Origin of the sequence: Mycobacterium sp. (assembly GCF_032162105.1) — a bacterium.
In the GTDB taxonomy this organism is placed as follows: Bacteria; Actinomycetota; Actinomycetes; order Mycobacteriales; family Mycobacteriaceae; genus Mycobacterium.
Map to the genome: position 1 here is coordinate 1 of NZ_JAVRPS010000611.1, position 13,052 is coordinate 13,052.

The 13,052-nt window shown below is 67.7% G+C and carries 16 protein-coding genes and 1 pseudogene; 4 read left to right on the forward strand and 13 right to left on the reverse strand.

The features are described 5' to 3' along the window. Both QOC69_RS31080 and QOC69_RS31085 read right to left on the reverse strand, forming a co-directional pair. Positions 1-202 (reverse strand): chorismate synthase (locus QOC69_RS31080; protein WP_526446353.1); only part of this gene is annotated, 202 nt, incomplete at its 3' end. Positions 203-245: 43 nt separating this feature from the next. Next, positions 246-740, reverse strand: a complete 495-nt coding sequence (locus tag QOC69_RS31085) for a GNAT family N-acetyltransferase (RefSeq protein ID WP_526446354.1) — start codon at positions 738-740, stop codon at positions 246-248. 63 nt (positions 741-803) lie between these two features. On the opposite strand from QOC69_RS31085, the gene QOC69_RS31090 reads away from it, so the two are divergent. Further along, complete coding sequence (locus tag QOC69_RS31090) at positions 804-1,439, forward strand: DinB family protein (protein ID WP_526446355.1); 636 nt, start codon at positions 804-806, stop codon at positions 1,437-1,439. Continuing rightward, a complete protein-coding gene (pknB, locus tag QOC69_RS31095; protein WP_526446356.1) occupies positions 1,436-3,295 on the forward strand; it encodes a Stk1 family PASTA domain-containing Ser/Thr kinase in 1,860 nt (619 codons plus the stop codon). The genes QOC69_RS31090 and pknB overlap by 4 nt, the downstream gene beginning before the upstream one ends. Positions 3,296-3,319: 24 nt before the next feature. Here pknB and QOC69_RS31100 read toward each other — a convergent pair whose 3' ends face one another. From QOC69_RS31100 to QOC69_RS31130, 7 genes are all read right to left on the reverse strand, one after another. Beyond that, positions 3,320-3,676, reverse strand: coding sequence for a hypothetical protein (locus QOC69_RS31100; RefSeq protein WP_526446357.1), 357 nt, complete (start codon positions 3,674-3,676; stop codon positions 3,320-3,322). A 25-nt stretch (positions 3,677-3,701) separates the two neighbouring features. After that, positions 3,702-4,133, reverse strand: coding sequence for a prepilin peptidase (locus tag QOC69_RS31105; protein ID WP_526446358.1), 432 nt, complete (start codon positions 4,131-4,133; stop codon positions 3,702-3,704). Between the two features lie 15 nt (positions 4,134-4,148). Further along, positions 4,149-4,970 (reverse strand): shikimate dehydrogenase, encoded by an 822-nt coding sequence (locus tag QOC69_RS31110; protein WP_526446359.1) that lies wholly within the window; start codon positions 4,968-4,970, stop codon positions 4,149-4,151. Continuing rightward, entirely contained in the window at positions 4,948-6,198 is a 1,251-nt protein-coding gene (locus tag QOC69_RS31115; protein WP_526446360.1) for an endolytic transglycosylase MltG, read from the reverse strand. The genes QOC69_RS31110 and QOC69_RS31115 overlap by 23 nt, the downstream gene beginning before the upstream one ends. Then, positions 6,191-6,697: a Holliday junction resolvase RuvX gene (gene ruvX / locus QOC69_RS31120; protein ID WP_526446361.1), complete on the reverse strand. Its 507-nt coding sequence runs from the start codon at positions 6,695-6,697 to the stop codon at positions 6,191-6,193. Before ruvX ends, QOC69_RS31115 begins: the two co-directional genes overlap by 8 nt. Before the next feature lie 4 nt (positions 6,698-6,701). Next, positions 6,702-9,407 carry an alanine--tRNA ligase gene (gene alaS, locus QOC69_RS31125; protein ID WP_526446362.1) on the reverse strand — a complete coding sequence of 902 codons (2,706 nt, stop codon included), beginning with the start codon at positions 9,405-9,407 and terminating at the stop codon, positions 6,702-6,704. Positions 9,408-9,511: 104 nt separating this feature from the next. Beyond that, positions 9,512-9,928, reverse strand: coding sequence for a YjbQ family protein (locus tag QOC69_RS31130; RefSeq protein ID WP_526446367.1), 417 nt, complete (start codon positions 9,926-9,928; stop codon positions 9,512-9,514). A gap of 118 nt (positions 9,929-10,046) precedes the next feature. Between QOC69_RS31130 and QOC69_RS31135 the strand changes: the two genes are divergently transcribed. Both QOC69_RS31135 and QOC69_RS31140 read left to right on the forward strand, forming a co-directional pair. Then, positions 10,047-10,667, forward strand: coding sequence for a hypothetical protein (locus tag QOC69_RS31135; protein WP_526446363.1), 621 nt, complete (start codon positions 10,047-10,049; stop codon positions 10,665-10,667). 109 nt (positions 10,668-10,776) lie between these two features. Beyond that, positions 10,777-11,088 (forward strand): GlsB/YeaQ/YmgE family stress response membrane protein, encoded by a 312-nt coding sequence (locus tag QOC69_RS31140; RefSeq protein ID WP_526446368.1) that lies wholly within the window; start codon positions 10,777-10,779, stop codon positions 11,086-11,088. Here QOC69_RS31140 and QOC69_RS31145 read toward each other — a convergent pair. The 4 genes and pseudogenes from QOC69_RS31145 to QOC69_RS31160 all read right to left on the reverse strand — a co-directional run. Beyond that, positions 11,085-11,485: pseudogene (locus QOC69_RS31145) on the reverse strand (VOC family protein). The gene QOC69_RS31140 and the pseudogene QOC69_RS31145 sit on opposite strands and share 4 nt — an antisense overlap. Further along, positions 11,485-11,958 carry an SRPBCC family protein gene (locus QOC69_RS31150; RefSeq protein WP_526446364.1) on the reverse strand — a complete coding sequence of 158 codons (474 nt, stop codon included), beginning with the start codon at positions 11,956-11,958 and terminating at the stop codon, positions 11,485-11,487. Before QOC69_RS31150 ends, QOC69_RS31145 begins: the two are co-directional and overlap by 1 nt. Positions 11,959-11,970: 12 nt before the next feature. Beyond that, positions 11,971-12,330 (reverse strand): ArsR/SmtB family transcription factor, encoded by a 360-nt coding sequence (locus QOC69_RS31155; protein WP_526446365.1) that lies wholly within the window; start codon positions 12,328-12,330, stop codon positions 11,971-11,973. A 90-nt stretch (positions 12,331-12,420) separates the two neighbouring features. Next, positions 12,421-13,052 (reverse strand): AAA family ATPase (locus tag QOC69_RS31160; RefSeq protein ID WP_526446366.1); only part of this gene is annotated, 632 nt, incomplete at its 5' end.

The following is a 13,052-nucleotide window of genomic DNA, read 5'->3' on the forward strand; positions in this document are numbered from 1 at the left end:
TGAGTCCGTGCCTGACCCCGGCCAGCACGGTGACCTCGTCGGCCTCGAACTTCATCCTGGCGCCGCGGCCGTAGCCGAGGCGACGGCGTTTCAGCTCGCCTGCGATGTCCTCGGTGGTGACGCTTACGCCCGCGACCATGCCTTCGACCACGGCCACCAAGGCGCGGCCGTGCGATTCACCGGCAGTTATCCATCGCAACACGCGTCCCATCTTCCCACGCCGGGGAATTCCGGACGTAATCGTCTCAAGCCAGCGTGCGCTGCAGCAGCAACGTGTCCACGTACCGGCCGTGCTTGAAGCCCACACGGGTCAGCCGTCCGGCGTCGACGAAGCCGCACCGGCGGTGCAACTCGACCGAGGCCGGGTCGCCCGTGTCGGCGATCACCGCGATCACCTCCCTGACGCCCGCCGCGCTGCAGGCGTCGAGGAGATCGCGCACCAATTCGGTGCCGCACCCCTTCCCGATGGCGGAAGGCGCAACGTAGACGGAGTCCTCAACGGTCGCGCGGTAGGCGGGCCGGGACTTCCACGGCCCGCAGTACCCGTACCCGGCGATCGCCCCGTCACGCTCGGTGACCAGGAACGGCAGGCCTGCGTCGGCGATCGCGGCGAACCGGCGGCGCCACTCGGCGGCGTCCGGTGGGTCCAGTTCGAACGTGGCGACGCTGGTGGCGACGTAGTGCGCGTAGATCTCGGCGATGGCATCGAGGTCGGCGGGGGTGGCGCCACGGGTGGACATCGGCCAACCGTATTTCCAGCCGTGCGAGCTCACCACCTTGGCGTGGGCCAGTAGCTTCTCCTCATGGATGCCCGTGATCTAAAGGCAGACCTGCATGGCTATCTGCAGAACTCCAGGGACGCGGTGACGTGGAAGCTCAGCGAGCTGTCCGAATACGACGCTCGGCGTCCGCTGACGCCGACCGGCACCAACCTCCTTGGTCTGGTCAAGCACCTAACCGGCTGCGAGATCGGCTATTTCGGATACACCTTCGGACGCCCGATTCCCGAGCCGCCGCACTGGCTCACCGATGACGCCGAACCAAACGTGGACATGTGGGCGACCGCCGACGAATCGCGTGCGGAGATCGTCGGGCACTACGTGCGTGCATGTGCGCACTCCGACGCGACGATCGATGACCTCGACCTCGACGCCGTCGGCCAGGTCGCATCGTGGCCGGAGGGCCGTCGCACCGTCACACTGCATCGCATCCTGGTGCACATGCTCGCCGAGACCAGCAGGCACGCTGGCCACGCGGACGTCGTACGGGAGCTCATCGACGGTGCCGCCGGGCTGCGCACCGACGAACACAACTTGCCCTCGGAGGACCCGACGTGGTGGGCCGCGCATCGTGACCGCGTGGAGCGCGCGGCGCGAGCGGCCGCCGGTGGGAAACCATCGTCACCGCTACGCTCGGACTCAGAACAGATATGGCGATGACCACTCCTCAGCACCTGTCCGATCGCTACGAAGTCGGTGAGATCCTCGGTTTCGGTGGCATGTCGGAAGTCCATCTGGCCCGTGACGTCCGGTTGCACCGCGACGTCGCGGTCAAGGTGCTGCGCGCGGACCTGGCCCGCGACCCGAGCTTCTACCTGCGGTTCCGCCGGGAAGCCCAGAACGCCGCGGCGCTGAACCACCCCGCTATCGTCGCGGTCTACGACACCGGCGAGGCCGAAACCCCCAACGGGCCGCTGCCCTACATCGTGATGGAGTACGTCGAAGGCGTCACACTGCGCGACATCGTGCAAAACGACGGCCCGATGGACACCCGACGTGGCATCGAGGTCATCGCCGATGCGTGTCAGGCACTGAACTTCAGCCACCAGCACGGCATCATCCACCGCGACGTCAAACCCGCCAACATCATGATCAGCAACGCCGGCGCGGTCAAGGTGATGGACTTCGGCATCGCCCGCGCGCTGGCCGACAGCGGAACCCCCGTCACCCGGACCGGCGCCGTCATCGGCACCGCGCAGTACCTGTCCCCCGAACAGGCCAGCGGCGAGAGCGTCGACGCCCGTTCCGACGTGTACTCGCTGGGCTGCGTGCTCTACGAAATCCTCACCGGCGATCCCCCCTTCGTCGGTGACACACCCGTCGCGGTGGCCTACCAACACGTCCGCAAGGACCCGACCCCACCGTCCCAGCGCCACGGCGCCATCTCCCCCGAGCTCGACGCCGTCGTGCTCAAGGCGCTGGCCAAGAACCCCGAGAACCGGTATCAGAGCGCCGCGGACATGCGCACCGACCTCATCCGCGTGCACAGCGGCGAGGCCCCCACTGCTCCGAAGGTGTTCACCGACGCCGACCGCACCAACCTGCTGTCATCGCCGCCGCCCTCCCGCGGCGGGGACACACAGCCCACCGAACGCATTCCCGGGCGCGGCGGGTCGATCCGTCGATGGCTCATCGCCGTCGCAATGCTCGCGGTGATCGCCGTCGTGGTGACCGTCGGGATCAACGTCATCGGCGCCAACTCACGCAACCAACGGGTGCCCGACGTGCACGGCCAATCACTGGCCGAGGCCAGAGCGACCCTGGAGAACCGCGGCTTCAACGTCAGCGTCCAGCCGAAACCCGACGCCACGGCGGCGCAAGGCATCGTGATCAACACTGAACCCGACGCCAACTCCGCCGTCAGCGCAGGTGATGACATCACGATCAATGTCTCGATGGGCACCGCGCAGCAGCAGGTCCCCGACTGCCTGAACGCGACGTATAGCGAGTGCGCGAGCAAGCTCGAGGACGCCGGCTTCGAGAAGCTCGTGCAAGCCCCGAAGGAGTCGAGCCCCGAGCAGAAGGACCGGGTGATGGAGACCAATCCGCCGGCCGGTTCCTCGTCGGCGATCACCAACGAGATCACCATCGTCGTAGGCGCGGGGCCGGGGACCACGCCGGTGCCGCCGGTCGCCGGACAGACATGGGACCTCGCCCAAATCGTCCTCAGCGCCGCCAAGTTCACCAAGACGATCCAGGTCCCCGTCGACAGCATCCAGCCCGCGGGCCAGGTGGTGGGAACGCTTCCGCCCGCCGGTGAGATCACGCCGCTGGACGCCCTGATCCAGGTGCAGGTGTCCAAGGGCAATCAGATCCCCACGCCGGACCTCACGGGACTGTTCTACGCCGACGCCTTGCAACAGCTGAACGAAGCAGGGTTCGTCGGACACTTTAACAAGGGCGACGACGTGCCGGGTGCAGGCGATCAGAACCGCGCACGGGTCGTGAGACAAGATCCATTGCCGCACACCGGCGTAAACAAGGACGGCACCATCACGGTGAACTACGGGTCGTAGTCGCCTGCGTGTGACGGCACTGGACTACTGGCCGTAGGTATATCGCAGGTTGGCGTTGATGAGTTCACCGATTCGCTTGCGCATGTGCCCGGTGAGGCTCGCGGCCGGCACCCGTTCGTCGACGTAGAGGGCCCAGCGCAGATCGGTGCCGTCGCGCCTAACCGAAAGGTCGAAGTGCAGGCGCGCATCGGGCCGCTTGACCCACAGCGATGACCAGACCACATGTCCGGGCCGATCGGATTCGAGGACTACCGGGGCGATTTCGTCGTCGAGAAGGTTCAGCCACGGGCGGCACGGTTGGCGATTCGGATCGCAGAGGTCGTCGAAGATCGCCCACGGTGGCGCGGGCTGGGTGCGTTGCCGCGAGCCGATCATCTCCATCGAATGAACGTAACCCGGTCCGCAACTAGATAATCACGATGGCGACCGCGGCGGCAGCGGCCGCGCACATCGATGGACCGTGCGGCACCGTGGCGGCCCTGCCCCGGAACGCAACGGCCACCGCCCAGATCGCGGTCAGCACCGGAGCGCCCATGGCCGCCAAGACCCAGACGTCGACGCCGAACGATCCGGTGAGCGCACCGACGCCGATCGCCAGCTTGACGTCGCCCGCGCCCATGCCCGCAGGCGCCACCAGGTGCACGGCGAGGTAGAACAGCGCCAAGGCGAGCGCCCCGATGAGTGCAGGCGCGCCGCGACCGGTGGCCAGCGCGACGGCCAGTACCACCGCGGCGCCGGGCAATGTCAGCGCGTTGGGTAGCCGTCGCTGCCTTACGTCGTACACGGTCAACGCCGTGAACCAGGCCAGCACGCCAACGCAGGCCACCCCCGCCCCCATCTTCGAAGGCTAACGTCAGCCGAGGGCGGCGCTCATCGCCTCTTTCGGCGCCGGTCGCCCGGTGAACTGCTCCACCTGGGCGAAGGCCTGATGCAGCAGCATCTCCAGGCCGCTGACCACCCAGCCGCCCGCGGCGGCGATCACCTCCGCCAACGGCGTCGGCCATGGCTCGTAGATCGCGTCGAGCAATAGCCACGCCTCCGCGACCGTGGCGGCGTGCTCTGCCGCGACGCCCGCAGGCAGGGTGTTGACGACGGCATCGATGTCGCCGACCGGGGTGCCCAGCGCGACCCACCGCACCGCGACGCCGAGCCGGGCACCGAGGGCCAAGAGCGGCTCGGCCTTGTCGCGATCGCGGGAGACGATCGACACGTCGGCCGCCCCGAGCTCCACCAGCCCGACGAGCGCTGCGGGCGCGGTACCGCCCGAGCCGAGCACGGCTGCCCGCGCGAGGTCGGATGGATTCCCCTCGAGCACCGCACCCACCGCGCCCGTGACGCCGTCGACGTCGGTGTTGTCGGCGCGCCACCCGGTGGGGGTCCGAAGCAACGTATTGGCCGAACCGACGAGTTCGGCACGGGTCGTGCGTTCGTCGGCGAACTCCAGCGCGGCGAACTTGCCAGGCATGGTCACCGACACCCCCACCCACTCGGGGCCGAAACCGCCCACCAGCGAAGGCAACTCGTCGGCGGTGCATTCGATGCGGTCGTAGGTCCAGTCGGTCAGGCCCAACGCACGGTAGGCCGCGAGGTGAAGCTGCGGCGAGCGGGAGTGCGCGATCGGCGACCCCAGCACCGCGGCCCGGCGCGGCCCGCTATCGGGCGCTGTCGAGGACACCGTTGTGCCTGGCGAGTTCGATGTTCGCCAAGTGCTGCTGGTAGTCCCGGGTGAACAGCGTGGTGCCGGTCATGTCGACGGTGACGAAGTACAGCCAGTCACCGGGCTCGGGGTTCTCCGCGGCGGCCAGCGCCGGCTGGCCGGGCGAGCAGATCGGCGTCGCCGGAAGGCCTTCGCGCACATAGGTGTTCCACGGTGTGTTCTGGCCGCGGTCTGCGTCGGTGGTGGCCACCTCCTGACGATCCAGCGGGTAGTTCACCGTCGAATCGAACTCAAGGCGGTTGTGCTCGGGTTCGGCGAGCCGGTTGTAGATGACCCGGGCCACCTTGGCGAAGTCCTGGGGTTTGGACTCGCGTTGCACCAGCGACGCCACGGTCAGGATCTGGTACGGCGACAAGTTGGACGCCTTGCCCGCGTCCAGCAGCCCCTCCTGCTCGTACTGCCGACTGCTCGCGGCGATCAGAGTGGACAGGATGTCCTGCGCCGACGCCGACGGGTCGACGTTCCAGGTGCCCGGTGCGATCAGCCCCTCGATGCGGCGGTGGTCGTTGCCGAGGCCCTTGATCGGATCGAGCGCCCAGTCCGGGATGGACAACGCCGACGGCTCCGCCGAACCCGCGGCTTGCTTGAGATCGTCAGCCTTGACGCACTCCTTGCTGTCGTCGAGCTGGACGCAGGTGGCTTCGGAGATCAGGGTGAAAATGCCCTGCGTGACGTCGTTGGTCTTGACGTCGGCGATGTCGTCGAGCTGACGGCCTTCGGGGATCACCAGCCGCCCGACCCGGTTGTGCGCATCGGCAAGTCGCGCAACGGCATTCGTTGCGGGGATCTCGGTGCGCACCTTGTAGAACCCGGGCTGGATCGACGAGATCGCGGCGTTGCCCGCGGCAGCGTTCACGAAGGCCTGCACGGTCGCCACCACCTCGTGGTCGAGCAGCGTTTGGCCGATCGCCGTCGTGGAGTCGCCGTTGCGGACCTCGATGACGACGTCGTTCACGCCGCCTCCCTGGTAGTCGTCCCCGGCACCGAACAGCCCGTGCCAGAGGCGGGAGCCGAGGAAGACGGTGCCGACCACGAGCACGATCAGGGCGGCCACCGCGAATCCGGTGACCGTCCTGCGCTTGCGGCGGTTGCGCGCCGCGCGGGCACGTTCGGTGCGACTCATGCCGCGACGCGGCCTGCCGACCGACACCGGCTCAGTGCGCTCGCGTACCCAGTCGTCAGGCATCGGCCGCTCCGGCGCGGTCGGCCAGAATGGCGCGCCGCTGGTCCAGCCAGGTCTGCAGAATGCCAACCGCGGCGGCCTGATCGATCATCGCCCTCTGTCCCTTCGCTTTGATGCCGGCCTCGCGCAGCGACCGCTGCGCGGTGACCGTGGTCAGACGCTCGTCGGTCAGCCGCACCGGTATCGGCGCGATGCGGGCCGCGAGCGTGTCCGCGACGGCGATCGCGTCGACGGCCGACGGCCCGGTCCGCTCGGCGAGGGTGCGAGGCAGTCCCACCACCACCTCTACCACGTCCAGTTCCTCGACCAGCCGGGCCAGTCGCTTCACGTGCTTGTCGGTGCGGTCGCGCCGAACCGTCTCCACCGGGGTGGCGAGAATCCCGTCGGGATCGCTGGTGGCCACACCAATGCGGACGGTGCCCACGTCGATGCCGAGCCGGCGCCCGCGTCCCGGGTCATCGCCCCCCGGCCGGTCCGGCAGACGGTCTTCGGTCTGGCCCACTCAGTCAGCTCCGCTGGCTCCGTGCCACCTCGGCACGGAGCGCGGCGAGCGCCGTGTCGATGCCGGCGGCGCCGCTGCCGGACCCCTGCGCGAGGTCGGCCTTGCCGCCACCGCGGCCGTTCACGGCTGCGCCGAGCGTCTTGACGAGGTCATTGGCCGACAGGCCGAGGTCCTGGGCGGTGGGGGTGGTCGCCACCACGAACGGCACCGAATCACCCTCGCCCTCGGCGATCAGCGCCACCACTGCGGGGTCGGATCCGAGCTTGCCACGGATGTCGCCGACGAGGCTGCGCAGGTCGGCAGCCGAGATACCGCCGGCCATCCGCTGTGCCACCAGACGGACCTTACCGACTTGCTCGGCGCCGGCAGCGGCGTTCACCGCGGCGGCCCGCGCGTTCGCCAGCCGGACACGCGTCAGTTCCTTCTCGGCCACCCGCAGCCGCTCGACGAGGTTGGCCACTCTGGCGGGCACCTCATCGGAGGGCACCTTCAGCGACGACGCCAGCCCGGCCATCAGCGCCCGCTCCTTGGCCAAATACTTGAACGAGTCGAGGCCCACGTACGCCTCAACCCGTCGCACCCCTGAGCCCACCGACGACTCGCCGAGGATGGTGACCGGCCCGATCTGGGCGGAGTTGTGCACGTGCGTGCCACCGCAGAGTTCGAGTGAGAACGGGCCGCCGATCTCTACCAGTCGGACGTCCTCGGGGTAGGCCTCGCCGAAGAGCGCCATCGCACCCATCGCCTTGGCCTTCTCGAGCTTGGTGTACATCGTGTTCACGGCGTAGTCGGCCTCGACGGCCTGGTTGGTGACCACCTCGATCTGGTCGCGCTGCTCGTCGCTGAGCGCGCCCTGCCAGTTGAAGTCGAACCGCAGGTAGCCCGGCCGGTTCAGGGAGCCGGCCTGAACCGCGTTGGGGCCCAACACCTGTCGCAGTGCGGCGTGCACCATGTGCGTGCCGGAGTGGCCCTGGGTGGCGCCGTGACGCCATTTCGGGTCGACGGCCGCGACCACGGTGTCACCCTCGACGAACTCGCCGGACTCGACGGTGACGCGGTGCACGAACAGCGTCTTGGCGATCTTCTGCACGTCGGTGACGGCGGCCTTCGCGGCTTGGCTTGAGCCTGTGCCGCTGACGGAACCGATGTCGGCGATCTGGCCACCGGACTCGGCGTAGAGGGGGGTGCGGTCGAGTACCAGGTCGACGCGGTCGGCGGCCAGGTTCTCGCCACCGTGCGCGACGACGGGAACCCGCTTGCCGTCGACGAAGATGCCCAGAATCGTTGCCTCGGAACTGAGCTCGTCGAAGCCGGTGAACTCCGTCGGGCCTGCGTCGACCAGTTCGCGGTAGGCGGTGAGGTCGGCGTGGGCGTGCTTGCGCGCGGCGGCGTCGGCCTTGGCACGCTGCCGCTGCTCGGCCATCAGGCCGCGGAAGCCCTCCTCGTCGACGCTCAACCCCGATTCGGCGGCCATCTCCAGGGTCAGCTCGATCGGGAAGCCGTAGGTGTCGTGCAGGGTGAACGCGTCGGTGCCCGACAACACCGTGGCGCCAGACGACTTCGTCGCGTCGGCCGCGTCCTCGAACAGCCGCGAACCCGATGCCAGGGTGCGATTGAACGCGGTCTCCTCGGCCACGGCGATGCGTTGGATCCGGTCGAAGTCGGTGACCAGTTCGGGATAGGAAGGGCCCATCGCGTCGCGCACGGTGACCATCAGCTCGCCGACGATCGGGGTGTCGACGCCGAGCAGCTTGGCCGACCGGATGACCCGGCGCAGCAGGCGGCGCAGCACGTAGCCGCGGCCGTCGTTGCCGGGGCTTACGCCGTCGCCGATGATGATCGCCGCGGTGCGGCTGTGGTCGGCGATGATCCGGTAGCGCACGTCATCATCGTGGTTGCCGACGCCGTACCCGCGCGGGGCGATTCCGGCGACGAGGTCGATGACCGGACGCAGCAGGTCCGTCTCGTAGACGTTGTCGACGCCCTGCAGCAGGCACGCCACCCGCTCGACGCCCATGCCGGTGTCGATGTTCTTGCGCGGCAACGGCCCCAGGATTTCGAAGTCCTCCTTCGAGGTGCCCCCGCCGCGCTCGTTCTGCATGAAGACGAGGTTCCAGATCTCGATGTAGCGGTCCTCGTTCGCCTCGGGGCCGCCCTCGATCCCGTACTCCGGTCCGCGGTCGACGTAGATCTCCGATGACGGTCCGCACGGCCCGGGGATGCCCATCGACCAGTAGTTGTCGGCCATGCCGCGGCGCTGGATGCGCTCGAGTGGCAGACCGGCCACCTCCTGCCACAGCGCGATGGCCTCGTCGTCGTCGAGATAGACGGTGGCCCACAGCCTTTCGGGTTCGAACCCATAGCCGCCCTGGTCCTGCGGGTTGGTCAGAAGCGTCCAGGCGAACTCGATGGCGCCCTTCTTGAAGTAGTCGCCGAACGAGAAGTTGCCGGCCATCTGGAAGAAGGTGTTGTGCCGGGTGGTGATGCCCACCTCGTCGATGTCCGGCGTCCGGATGCACTTCTGCACGCTGGTCGCGCGCTTCCACGGCGGTGTCTGCTGGCCGAGGAAGTAGGGCACGAACTGCACCATGCCTGCGTTGACGAACAGCAGATTGGGGTCGTCGAGGATGACCGATGCGCTCGGCACCTCGGTGTGACCCGCCTTCACGAAGTGATCGAGGAAGCGCTTCCTGATCTCGTGTGTCTGCACGTGCTGCTGTCCTTAAATGCTGGAGGTTCTCGACCGCATTACAGTACCGGTCCGCGGTCCGGTGCCTGAAAGCGCAACGACCAGAGCGCCCACCTGGTGCCCGCTCAGCCGCCGATGAAGCTCAACCGCACCGAGCGGCGGGGATTGTCACGGTTGAGGTCGACCAGCACCACGCTCTGCCACGTCCCCAGCAGCGGCTTGCCGCTCTGCACCGGCACCGTCACCGACGGCGACACGATGGCGGGCAGAACTCCCCCGCAAGCGGGGGTGCCCCCAGGTCGGCAAGGCCAAGGGCCCGGTGCACCGTGGGAGTGCCGGTAGCGGTCGTCGCGGGGCAACAGGCGTTCCAGCGTGTCGATCAGGTCGTCATCGGATCCGGCGCCCGTCTCGATGATGGCCACGCCTGCGGTCGCGTGCGGGACGAATACGTTGCAGAGCCCATCACCCCGGTCGGCGCAGAACGCCCGCACCGCATCGGTGAGGTCCACTGTTCGCCGCCGCGCGGTGTCGACGTCGATCACATCGCTGTCCACATCTTCACCCTAGGAGCCATTGCCTCGGCAAACCCGGCGGAGGACAGTAATGAATGGACCGGTGGCGCCACCGGGGCGCCGCCCCAACCCGACAAGGGGGTGGATCGTGTACGCACGAACTACCACTATTCAGGCGCAACCGTCGTCCATCGACGCCGGAATTGCATACGTTCGCGATGACGTGATGCCAGCGCTGCAGGACATGGAGGGCTACGTTGGCCTGTCGCTGGTGGTCGACCGGGAGTCCGGTCGGTGCATTGCCACCAGCGCCTGGGAAACCGACGAGGCCCAGCGCGAGAGCGCCGACCGTATTCGGCCGATTCGTGATCGGGCCGCGGAGGTGTTCGGGGGCAGCGCGATGGTCGAAGCGTGGGAGATCGCCGTTCTGCACCGTGAGCACAGCTCCGACACCGGTGCCTGCGTGCGGGCCACCTGGGTCACCCTCCCCCCCGACCAGTTGGATGCGGGTATCGAGTACTTCCGTACCTCGGTGCTGCCAGAGGTCGAGCACCTGGACGGGTTCCGGAGCGCCAGCCTGCTGGTCGACCGCGGATCGGGACGCGGCGTGTCCTCGGTATCGTTCAGCAGCCGTGACGCCATGGAAAGCAACCGGGACCGGGCGAGGGCACTCAAGACCGAGTCGGTCCGCAAGGCGGGTGCCACCGAGGTCGACGAATGCGAATTCGAGTTGGCGCTGGCCCATCTGCGGGTGCCCGAGATGACCTGACCGGAGGTTGCCGATCCTGCATTTGCGGCCCCGCTGTTGACGCGGTCGTTTATATCTGCGGGCCAGGGGTATTGCTGATTCATCACATACTCCTGGAGGAGAAATGACCATCACGTTTACCGGCATCATCATCGCCATCATCGTCGGCGCAATCGTCGGCGTACTCGCCCGACTCGTCCTGCCTGGGAGGCAGAACATTTCCATGCTGCTCACCGTTGTCGTCGGCATCGTCGGGGCCTTCCTCGGTACCGTGCTTTCCCGCGCGCTCGGAATCCCGACTGTCACCAATGGCATCGACTGGCTGGAACTCTTCGTACAGGTCGCCGTGGCCGCGCTCGGTGTGGCCCTGGTGTCCGGCACCATCGGCCGCCGCCGGACTGGCGTGATGGGACGCCGTCGTTCCGGACTACTGCGCCGCTAATCAACCTGGGGCAGTAGGGGCTTGTCCGCCCGCACCCTGATCTGCTGCACCACCCAGGCGTTGCCGTCGGGGTCCGCGAACTCGACATCGTGCCCCCGTCACGATCGTCGACGACGCTGATGTCCCCGGCGGCAACGCCATTGGCGAGGAGCTGCCGTCGGGCAGTCGATGCGTCGGAGACCACCAGTTGCACGCCCTTCAGTGAGCCCGGCTCCATCGTCGGCGGGTCGGCCAGCACGATCGAACAGCCCGAGCCCTTCGGTGTCAGCTGGGCGAATCGCATGGCTCCGGCGTGGGTGTCGTGATCGAGATGGAACCCGACCTGGTCGCGGTAGAACGCGATGGCCCGGTCGACGTCAGCGACCGGCACCACCACGACCTCGAGCGTCCAGTCCATCAAAGTGATTTCAACAGCTCGTCGAGCTTCTCGTAGCCCTCGGTCATGCCGCCTTCCATGCCGGACGACAGCAGCCCATCGCGGGCCTCGACATTCGGGCAGATGGACCGGCCCCGCAGTCTGCTGCGCCCGTCGCCGAGGTCCTCGAACCACATGAACTCGATGTTCACCATGTCTGGCGCACCCTCGAATTCGAAGGTCTGGATGATGAATTCGTTGTCCCGCACCTTGTGGAACACCCCGTTGAAGCCGAACTTGCCATGCTCGTTCTCGTGCACGTAGCGATAGCCGCCACCGGTCTTGAAGTCCCAGTGCTCGATCGTCATTTCGAGGTCGCGCGGCCCAAGCCACCGCTTGACGAGCTCTGGATCAGCGTGGGCACGGAATAGTGCCGAGGCCGGCGCGTCGAAGTCGCGAGTGAATTCCATCGCCAGCGTGTCGACCGGCGCCACCAGGTTGAGTGCGTTCGTCATGGTGTCACTCCCTCATTTGTCGTGTTCATTGCCGTGTTCGGTCATCGCCGCCAGCAGGCCGTCCAGCCGGCGGTAGTTGCGTTCGGCGTCAAGCCGGTATCGGTCGATCCAGGCCGTCAGCCGCTCCAGTGCCGCCGCGTCCAGGTGCACCGGCCTGCGCTGGGCATCCCGACTGCGGGTGACCAGGCCGGCCTGTTCGAGCACCTGAATGTGCTTGGACACTGCCTGTTTCGTGATGTCGAACGGTGCGGCCAACTCGTTGACCGTCGCCGGACCGCGCGACAACCTCGCCACGATGGCCCGCCGGACCGGGTCGGCCAGCGCCAGAAAGGCACGGTCCAGCCCCGTCTCCGCCTCTTCGTCACTTCTCAATCGTCAACTTTCTCATTGATCAACCAATTGATTGACTACCAACGTAGAAGGCCTGCACGCGGGTGTCAAGGGGTCATTTCGCCGAAACGCTCAGCGCTTCTTGCGGATGATGGCGCGCAGCTTGTCGAGCCGTGTGGCGATATCGCGTTCGGCACCGTGCGAGGTGGGCCGGTAGTAGTCGACGCCCACCACCTCGTCTGGCGGATACTGTTGGGGCACAACACCATCGGGATCATCGTGGGCGTACTTGTAACCGACGGCATTGCCCAGCTTCTCGGCTCCGGAGTAGTGGCCGTCGCGCAGGTGCGGCGGCACCAGACCCGCCTTGCCTGCCTTGATGTCCGCCATCGCGGCCCCCAATGCCGTCGTCACCGCGTTCGACTTCGGCGCCGACGCCAGGTGCACCGTCGCGTGCGCAAGGGTGAGTTGCGCTTCGGGAAGTCCGATCAGCTGCACGGTCTGCGCGGCCGCGACCGCCGTCGGCAACGCGGTCGGATCGGCCATCCCGATGTCCTCACTGGCCAGGATCATCAGCCGGCGCGCGATGAATCGGGGGTCCTCCCCCGCCGTCAGCATCCTGGCCAGGTAGTGCAGGGCGGCGTCCACGTCGGACCCGCGGACCGACTTGATGAACGCGCTGATCACGTCGTAGTGCTGATCGCCGTCGCGGTCATAGCGAACGGCCGCCTTGTCCAGCGACTCCTCGACCGTCTCGACCGTCA

Excerpts from the sequence above, each read along its gene's own strand:
- QOC69_RS31100 (WP_526446357.1), bottom strand. The coding sequence starts at position 3,676 with ATGGAGATGATCGGCTCGCGGCAACGCACCCAGCCCGCGCCACCGTGG.
- QOC69_RS31105 (WP_526446358.1), bottom strand. The coding sequence starts at position 4,133 with ATGGGGGCGGGGGTGGCCTGCGTTGGCGTGCTGGCCTGGTTCACGGCG.
- QOC69_RS31085 (WP_526446354.1), bottom strand. The coding sequence starts at position 740 with ATGTCCACCCGTGGCGCCACCCCCGCCGACCTCGATGCCATCGCCGAG.
- QOC69_RS31115 (WP_526446360.1), bottom strand. The coding sequence starts at position 6,198 with ATGCCTGACGACTGGGTACGCGAGCGCACTGAGCCGGTGTCGGTCGGC.
- pknB (WP_526446356.1), top strand. The coding sequence starts at position 1,436 with ATGACCACTCCTCAGCACCTGTCCGATCGCTACGAAGTCGGTGAGATC.
- QOC69_RS31090 (WP_526446355.1), top strand. The coding sequence starts at position 804 with ATGGATGCCCGTGATCTAAAGGCAGACCTGCATGGCTATCTGCAGAAC.
- QOC69_RS31150 (WP_526446364.1), bottom strand. The coding sequence starts at position 11,958 with ATGACGAACGCACTCAACCTGGTGGCGCCGGTCGACACGCTGGCGATG.